Genomic DNA, 7,401 nt, shown 5'->3' with positions numbered 1-7,401 from the left:
CTGAGTTCGCCGTATTCGTCCTGGGCGCGCTTGCTCTCGCGGTCGCGCTTGAGCAGGCCGGTGCCGCTGCGGTCCGGGCTGGAGTCGAGCTTGACCCCCAGCAGGCCGATGGCGTCGACGCCGACGCCGATGGTGCCTTCGGTAAACCCGGACTCGTAGCGCAGCAGGAACCCCTGGGCCCACTCCTCGGCTTTTTTCTGCGAGGCACCCGGCTGGCGGAAGTCGCGGTTGAAGTAGAAGTTGCGCAGCTCGACGCTGGCCTTGCTGTCTTTCAGGAAGTCGGCCTGGGCGAGGCCGGGCAGGGTGAGGCCGGTGCCGAGCGCCGCCAGGGTGATGGCGGACGCGAGCGAGGTCTTGCTCATTGTTCTTGTCTCCTCGTTGGGGTTGCAGGGTGGTTGGGGCCGCCCTGTTACAACGCGGAAAATTAAGCACCCGGTAACAAATTCGTCACCTTAGACATTGGTCGTGGCGTCATTCCACCCACTGCGGGTAGTAGCCAATACGGTCCTGCACGGCGGCATCGTGGGCCGGCACCACGCTCAGCGCGGGGTCGGCCTGGATCAGGTCGTGCACCCGCTGGAGCTGGGCCCGCGTGCCTTCGCGGTCGTTGTCGACCATCCGCCGGCTGACCCAGAACTTCTCGTTCGGGCCGGTGAAGCCTTCCAGTCGCCAACTGGTGTCGCCGGTGAAGAAGAAGCGCCGTCCGTCGGCCAGTGTCAGGAACACCCCCACCGAGCCCGGTGTATGCCCGGTCAGCGGCACCAGCACCACGCTGCCGTCGCCGAACAGGTCGAGGCTCTCGTCGAAGCCCATGTAGGGCGTCGGCTCGAACTCGAAGGGCTGCCAGCGCACGCCATGGGTGAACTGGCTGGGCAGCACGGCGGGCGGGGTGGCGATGTGGCTGAAGTCGATCTCTGCCCAGGGCGCCCACACCGGCACTTCGGGGAAGTCGGCCAGAGCCGAGGCGTGGTCCCAGTGCGCATGGGTGAGCAGGATGCGGTCGATGCGGAGGCCGTCCCGGTCCAACTGGTCGCGGGCGGGCGTCACCCTCTGGTACTTGAACAGCGGCTTGTCCCACCAGGGCATGTCCGTCTCGAACTGGGCGTCCACCTGGCGGCCGAGGCCGGTGTCCAGCAGCAGGGTGGCGGCGTGATGCTGGATGAGCACGGCGGTGTGGTTGACCGGGACGGTCCTGGTCCACTGACCGCCCTCCACGGTGAAGGCGTCGAGTGTCTCCGCGCTGGAGGTCTTCACCAGGGCGAAGCGCAGGCCGTCGGCCTGGGCGAAGGCGGTGACGAGCAGCAGGGGCAGCAGCAGGGCGAGGCGGGGCATGGTCCGGCGTCCTTGGCAGGGGAGAGGCGGGCGATCAGCCCGGCAGGCGGGGCGTGTCGATGAAGCCCGGCAGGGCACGGATGCGCGCCAGCCAGTCGCCCAGGTGGCGATGGGGCGCCAGGTCGAGTCCGCCTTCGCCGGCCATCGCCAGGTAGGGGAAGGCCGCTACGTCGGCCACGCTCGGGGCCTCGCCTTCGGCCAGCCAGCGGTGCCGGGCGAGGTGGGCATCCACCAGGGCCAGCACCTGTTCGCCACGGGCCTGTGCGGCAGCCAGGTCACCGGGGCGCTTGAACAGCGTGAGCACCCGTGCCTGGGCCGGGCCGTGGTGGATCTCGTTGGCGGTGAAGCTCAGCCAACTGACCACGCGCGCCAGGGCCAGGGGCTCCAGCGGCAGCCAGGCGGGGGCGTAGCGGCTGGCCAGGTAGACGAGGATGGCCTGGGAGTCGCCGACGGCCTGGCCATCGGCCTCCAGCAGCGGCACCTGGCCGCGCGGGTTGAGGGCGAGGAACGCCGGCTGCTTCTGTGCGCCGGCCGGCAGGTCGACGAAGACCGTCTCCGCCTCCTGACCGATCAGCCCGAGGAACAGGCGCACCTTGTAGCAGTTGCCGGAGAGGGGAAAGTCGTGGAGGCGCATGGCGGGTCATCCGTGTCGGGGGAGGTGCGCGAAATAATAGACAGACCTGTCTGTTTGTTCCAATTTCTTTTCGCCACGCCGCGAACCCCGCGGTTTGAGCCGCTGCCGGGGGATGCGCATAATGCGCCGTCCAGGAGATTCCAATGGCTTCCAGCAAACGCGACCAGCTCATCGACACCGCCCTTACGCTGTTCTACCGCGACGGGTTCCATGCCACCGGCATCGACCGCATCCTGGCCGAGTCCGGCGTGGCGAAGATGACCCTCTACAAGCACTTCAAGTCCAAGGACGAGTTGATCGAAGCGGCCTTGCAGAAGCGCATGGAAGCCCCCCGCGAACGCATGGCCTGGGCACTGGAGCATCTTCCGCCGCGTGCAGCGATCCTGGCGGTGTTCGAGGGGCTGCACGGCCTGCTGCACGAGGCCGAGTACCACGGTTGCGCCTTCGTCAACGCCGCTGCCGAGTTCCATGACCGCGACCACCCCATCCATCGCGTTGCCGCCTCCCACAAGGCCAACGCCGAGGCGCACTTCCGCACGGCGCTGGCGCGCCTGGAGGTGGCCGAGCCGGCGCGCCTGGCGCGGCAACTGCAGTACCTGCTGGAGGGGGCCATCACCATGGCGCATATCCAGGGGCCGGGTGACCAGGCGCTGGAGGCCGGCGCCGCTGCCGAGGTGCTGCTGCGCGCCGCTGGGGTGCCCGACCCGCAGGCGTGAGCGCGGCCTACCGTCCATCGGCTGCCCCGCCAATCACCCTCAAGCTTTTCCCGCTGTCGCCGTCAAAGTCGTGTACATCCGCTCAGACGGGGCTGCCACCATGAACTCACTCGATTCCCTGGCTTCGGCCACCAGCCGCCCGAACTACCTGACCCGTAGCGACAGCGCCAACCGCAACGCCACCAACGCCCAGAACGTCCTGGCCAACCGCGTCGCCCAGCGACTCGGCATCGACCCCGCGACCCTCGCCGGCAAGACCCAGGACGACTACACCCCCGACAAGGTTGCCGGGCGCATCCTCGATTTCGTCGGCGGCCGCATCCAGGCCGAAGCGGCCAACGGCGCCGACCCCGAGAAGCTGCAGAAGATGCTCGACCAGGCCCGCCAAGGCGTGGAGAAGGGCTTCGCCGAAGCCAAGAAGATCCTCCAGGGCATGGGCGTGCTGGGCGGCAAGATCGCCAGCGACATCGAAGACACCTTCCAGAGCGTGCAGGACGGCCTGGACAGGATCGGCAGCACCTACGGCCTGGGCGGTACTCCGGCTGGCGACACTTCCAGCGTCTCCCGCGCGGCGGTCAGCGCCAGCACCAGCACCCTGGTCGCGCGCTCCAGCACCTTCGACCTGGAGGTGACCACCCGCGAAGGCGACACGCTGAAGATCTCCATCGCACAGGCCTCGGCCAACTGGTCCAGCACCTCGGCCAGCGCCAGCAGCACGCGCACCTCGGGCAATGGCGGTACGTCCACCAGCACCAGCACCCAGGTCAGCGCCTCCAGCGGCAGCCTGCAGATCGGCGGCTGGTCGGTGCAGATCGAAGGCAACCTCAACGATGACGAGAAGGCCGCACTCACCGACCTGCTCGGCCAGGTGCAGGACATCTCCAGCAAGTTCTACTCGGGCGACCTGTCCGGCGCCTTCGACCGCGCCCTGGCCCTGAACATGAACGGCGACCAGCTTGCCTCCATGTCCCTCAACCTGTCCCAGACCACCTACGCGCAGGCCACTAGCACCTACGGCGCGGTGTCGGAGGAGGGCGGCCAGCCCGCCAGCGCGGTGAACACCTCCCTGCGCGACTACGCCCGGGGCCTGCTGGATGCGATGAAGAACGCAGCGGCCTTCAGCGACGACGCCAAGGGCACCCTGCAGCAACTGCTCGATGGCGGCTTCTCCCTCAACCAGAACCTCAGCGAAGGCCAGTTGGAGAAGGCCAAGACCCTCAACGCGCGACTGCTGGAAGGCCTGGCACCGCTGCTGCAGGGCACTGCCGGCACCCCGGCCGAGAAGAGCCCGGTCGACGCCAGCGCACCCAAGGCCAGTTGATGCCTGGCGGGAGCCGGCACCATGCCGGCTCCCGCCCGTCAGAAGGGCACCTCTAAAAACGGCCTGCGTTGTCATCGCGGCGTTAAAAACAGGCTCGTGCGCGAGTCCGATCAAATTGCCCATTTTTACGACTCGTAAACTGCGCTTTTTCGCCTGTTTGACGCGCTGATGCGCGCCCTTCGGCTGTTACTCCCGTTGGTCGTTGCGCCTTCGGCTTCCGGCCTCGCCTACGTTTTTAGAGGTACCCCAGAAGGGGCGGGAGGCCGTGATAAACTGCGCCCCCTTCCCCTCGAGCGAGCCCTGTGATGCTTCCTGAATGCAGCCTCTTCGGCACCCTCGGATGCCACCTGTGCGAAGTGGCCGAGAGCGTGCTCATGCCCTTCGTCGAGCATGGCCTGCTGGTGGAGGTGCTGGACATCACCGACCAGCCCCAGTGGGTGGATGCCTACGGCCTGCGCATTCCCGTCCTGCGGCGCAACGACACCGGCGCCGAGCTGAACTGGCCGTTCGACGCGGCCCAGATCGCGACCTTCCTCGAACCCTGACCGGCCCGGGCCTGCATGGGCCCAGCCCTGCTCGCCACGCCGCATTCTGGAGGCAGGACGGGGCGTCACTACTACCCGCTGAGCCGGGGCACGCGGGTTGCAGCGCACCGCCGAAGTCCTTTTTTCGCTGTGTGGTTTTGTATATAGCGACTGGTGTAGAGTCTCCACCCGCTCACCGCTTCGCCCTTCCCGCACAAGAACGAAGGAGTGCCTCCCATGCTTCAGTTGTCCCGCGTGTTCGTCGCCCTGATTGCCAGTGCCGCGGCCCACCTGGCCCTGGCTCAGGACGTCCAGGTCGCCGTCGCCGCCAACTTCACCGCGCCGATCCAGGCCATTGCCAAGGACTTCCAGCAGGACACCGGGCACAAGCTGGTGATCGCCACCGGCGCCACCGGCCAGTTCTATGCGCAGATCCACAACGGCGCGCCGTTCGAGGTGTTCCTTTCCGCCGACGACAGCACCCCGGCCAAGCTGGAGCAGGAGGGCGCCACCGTGCCCGGCTCGCGCTTCACCTACGCCATCGGCACCCTGGCCCTGTGGTCGGCCAAGCCCGGCTACGTGGACGCCCAGGGCGAGGTGCTGAAGAAGAACGACTACCAGCACCTCTCCATCGCCAACCCCAAGGCCGCCCCCTACGGCCTGGCCGCCACCCAGGTGCTGGAGAAGCTGGGCCTGACCGCCCAGCTCAAGGGCAGGCTGGTGGAAGGCCAGAACATCACCCAGGCCCACCAGTTCATCGCCACCGGCAATGCCGAACTCGGCTTCGTGGCGTTGTCGCAGATCTACAAGGATGGCAGGGTGACCGGCGGTTCCGCCTGGATCGTCCCGGCGGCCCTGCACGACCCGATCAAGCAGGACGCAGTGATCCTCGCCAAGGGCAAGGACAACCCCGCCGCCCAGGCCCTGGTGGACTACCTCAAGGGTGAGAAGGCGGCCGTGGTGATCAAGTCCTACGGTTACCAGATCGACAAACCCTAACGCCCGCTACGTGCCCTGATTCAAGGAACCCTGCATGCCCCTGAGCGGTGACGACTGGGCGGCCATCCGGCTGACCCTGGAACTGGCGACCCTGACCACGGCCCTGCTGCTGGTGCTCGGCACGCCCATCGCCTGGTGGCTGTCGCGGACCGACTCCTGGCTCAAGGGCCCGGTGGGCGCTGTGGTGGCGCTGCCGCTGGTGCTGCCGCCCACGGTCATCGGCTTCTACCTGCTGGTGAGCATGGGGCCCCACGGATTCGTCGGGCAGTTCACCCAGGCCCTGGGGCTCGGCACCCTGCCGTTCACCTTCGCCGGGCTGGTGGTGGGCTCGGTGTTCTACTCGATGCCCTTCGTGGTGCAGCCGCTGCAGAACGCCTTCGACGCCATCGGCCCGCGCCCGCTGGAGGTGGCCGCCACCCTGCGGGCCGGCCCCTGGGACACCTTCTTCCATGTGGTGCTGCCGCTGGCCCGGCCCGGCTTCATCACCGCGTCCATCCTCGGCTTCGCCCACACGGTGGGGGAGTTCGGCGTGGTGCTGATGATCGGCGGCAACATCCCGGAGAAGACCCGCGTGGTGTCGGTGCAGATCTTCGACCACGTCGAGGCCATGGAATACGCCCAGGCCCACTGGCTGGCGGGCGGCATGGTGGTGTTCTCCTTCCTCATCCTGCTGGCGCTGTATTCCAGCCGCCGGCTCAAGCCGGGCTGGAGCTGAGATGAACACCCACGACCGCATCCGGGCCCGCCTGCGCCTGGCCTGGCCGGGCTTCGAACTGGACACCGACCTGGACCTGCCGGGGCGCGGGGTGACTGCGCTGTTCGGCCACTCCGGCTCCGGCAAGACCAGCGTGCTGCGCTGCCTGGCCGGGCTGGAGCGGGCCGAGGGCCGCGTCGAGGTCAACGGCGAGGTCTGGCAGGACAGCGCCCGTGGCCTGTTCATGCCCACCCATCGGCGCGCCCTGGGCTACGTGTTCCAGGAGGCGAGCCTGTTCGAGCACCTCTCGGTGCGGCGCAACCTGGCGTTCGGTGAACGGCGCATCCCGGCGGCCCAGCGTCGCGTGCCCTTCGACCAGGCGGTGGCACTGCTGGGCATCGAGCACCTGCTGGAACGCATGCCGGCACGGCTCTCCGGTGGCGAGCGGCAGCGCGTCGGCATGGCCCGGGCACTGCTCACCAGCCCCCGGCTGCTGCTGATGGACGAACCCCTGGCGGCCCTGGACGGCAAGCGCAAGGCAGAGATCCTGCCGTACCTGGAACGCCTGCACGACGAGCTGGACATCCCCGTGCTCTACGTCAGCCATTCCCCGGAAGAGGTGGCACGCCTGGCGGACCACCTGGTGCTGCTGGAGGCCGGCCGCGTGCTGGCCAGCGGGCCCCTGGGCGAAACCCTGGCGCGGCTGGACCTGCCCACGGCCCTGGACGATGACGCCGGCGTGGTGGTGGAAGGACGGGTGGTGGCCCATGACGCTGCTTACCAGCTGCTGACCCTGGGCCTGCCGGATAGCGGCCTCAGCGTGCGGGTGGCCCATGCGCCCGCCGAGGCGGGGCGGCGGGTGCGCTTCACGGTGCGCGCGCGTGACGTCAGCCTGAGCCTGCAACGGCAGGCGGACAGCAGCATCCTCAACCTGCTGCCGGCCACGGTGCGCGACAGCATCCCGGCGGACAACGCCGCCCACGTGCTGGTACGCCTGGACGTGGAAGGCACGCCGCTGCTGGCGCGCATCACCCGCTACTCCCACGACCAGCTCGGGCTGCACCCGGGCCAGGCGGTCTGGGCGCAGATCAAATCGGTGGCGCTGCTGGCTTGATGGGCGGTTGACACCACCCAGTGGCGCAACCGTACACAGCTATCGGAAGCGCCTGATGGAATCGCCC

The 7,401-nt window shown here is 68.4% G+C and carries 9 protein-coding genes; 6 read left to right on the top strand and 3 right to left on the bottom strand.

All coding sequences use genetic code 11. The features are described 5' to 3' along the window. From A9G05_RS25895 to A9G05_RS25885, 3 genes are all read right to left on the bottom strand, one after another. Positions 1-362: OprD family outer membrane porin (locus A9G05_RS25895; protein WP_139131263.1), on the bottom strand; the 362-nt coding region annotated here is incomplete at its 3' end. 109 nt (positions 363-471) lie between these two features. Then, positions 472-1,332 carry an MBL fold metallo-hydrolase gene (locus tag A9G05_RS25890; RefSeq protein ID WP_069563669.1) on the bottom strand — a complete coding sequence of 287 codons (861 nt, stop codon included), beginning with the start codon at positions 1,330-1,332 and terminating at the stop codon, positions 472-474. A gap of 34 nt (positions 1,333-1,366) precedes the next feature. Continuing rightward, positions 1,367-1,966, bottom strand: coding sequence for a glutathione S-transferase family protein (locus tag A9G05_RS25885; protein ID WP_069563668.1), 600 nt, complete (start codon positions 1,964-1,966; stop codon positions 1,367-1,369). Between the two features lie 143 nt (positions 1,967-2,109). Between A9G05_RS25885 and A9G05_RS25880 the strand changes: the two genes are divergently transcribed. The 6 genes from A9G05_RS25880 (at position 2,110) to modC (ending at position 7,334) form a co-directional block, all read left to right on the top strand. Beyond that, positions 2,110-2,682 carry a TetR/AcrR family transcriptional regulator gene (locus tag A9G05_RS25880; protein WP_069563667.1) on the top strand — a complete coding sequence of 191 codons (573 nt, stop codon included), beginning with the start codon at positions 2,110-2,112 and terminating at the stop codon, positions 2,680-2,682. Between the two features lie 100 nt (positions 2,683-2,782). After that, positions 2,783-4,003 carry a DUF5610 domain-containing protein gene (locus tag A9G05_RS25875; protein WP_069563666.1) on the top strand — a complete coding sequence of 407 codons (1,221 nt, stop codon included), beginning with the start codon at positions 2,783-2,785 and terminating at the stop codon, positions 4,001-4,003. 305 nt (positions 4,004-4,308) lie between these two features. After that, a complete protein-coding gene (locus tag A9G05_RS25870; protein WP_069563665.1) occupies positions 4,309-4,548 on the top strand; it encodes a glutaredoxin family protein in 240 nt (79 codons plus the stop codon). Between the two features lie 216 nt (positions 4,549-4,764). Next, positions 4,765-5,526, top strand: a complete 762-nt coding sequence (gene modA, locus A9G05_RS25865; RefSeq protein WP_069563664.1) for a molybdate ABC transporter substrate-binding protein — start codon at positions 4,765-4,767, stop codon at positions 5,524-5,526. A 34-nt stretch (positions 5,527-5,560) separates the two neighbouring features. After that, positions 5,561-6,241: a molybdate ABC transporter permease subunit gene (gene modB / locus A9G05_RS25860; protein ID WP_069563663.1), complete on the top strand. Its 681-nt coding sequence runs from the start codon at positions 5,561-5,563 to the stop codon at positions 6,239-6,241. A gap of 1 nt (position 6,242) precedes the next feature. Beyond that, positions 6,243-7,334 (top strand): molybdenum ABC transporter ATP-binding protein, encoded by a 1,092-nt coding sequence (gene modC / locus A9G05_RS25855; protein ID WP_069563662.1) that lies wholly within the window; start codon positions 6,243-6,245, stop codon positions 7,332-7,334. Positions 7,335-7,401 lie beyond the last annotated feature (67 nt).

Origin of the sequence: Pseudomonas sp. ENNP23 (assembly GCF_001728945.1) — a bacterium.
In the GTDB taxonomy this organism is placed as follows: Bacteria; Pseudomonadota; Gammaproteobacteria; order Pseudomonadales; family Pseudomonadaceae; genus Metapseudomonas; species Metapseudomonas otitidis.
Note: the sequence above shows the minus strand (reverse complement) of the source record. Positions and strands in the feature narration are given on the sequence as shown.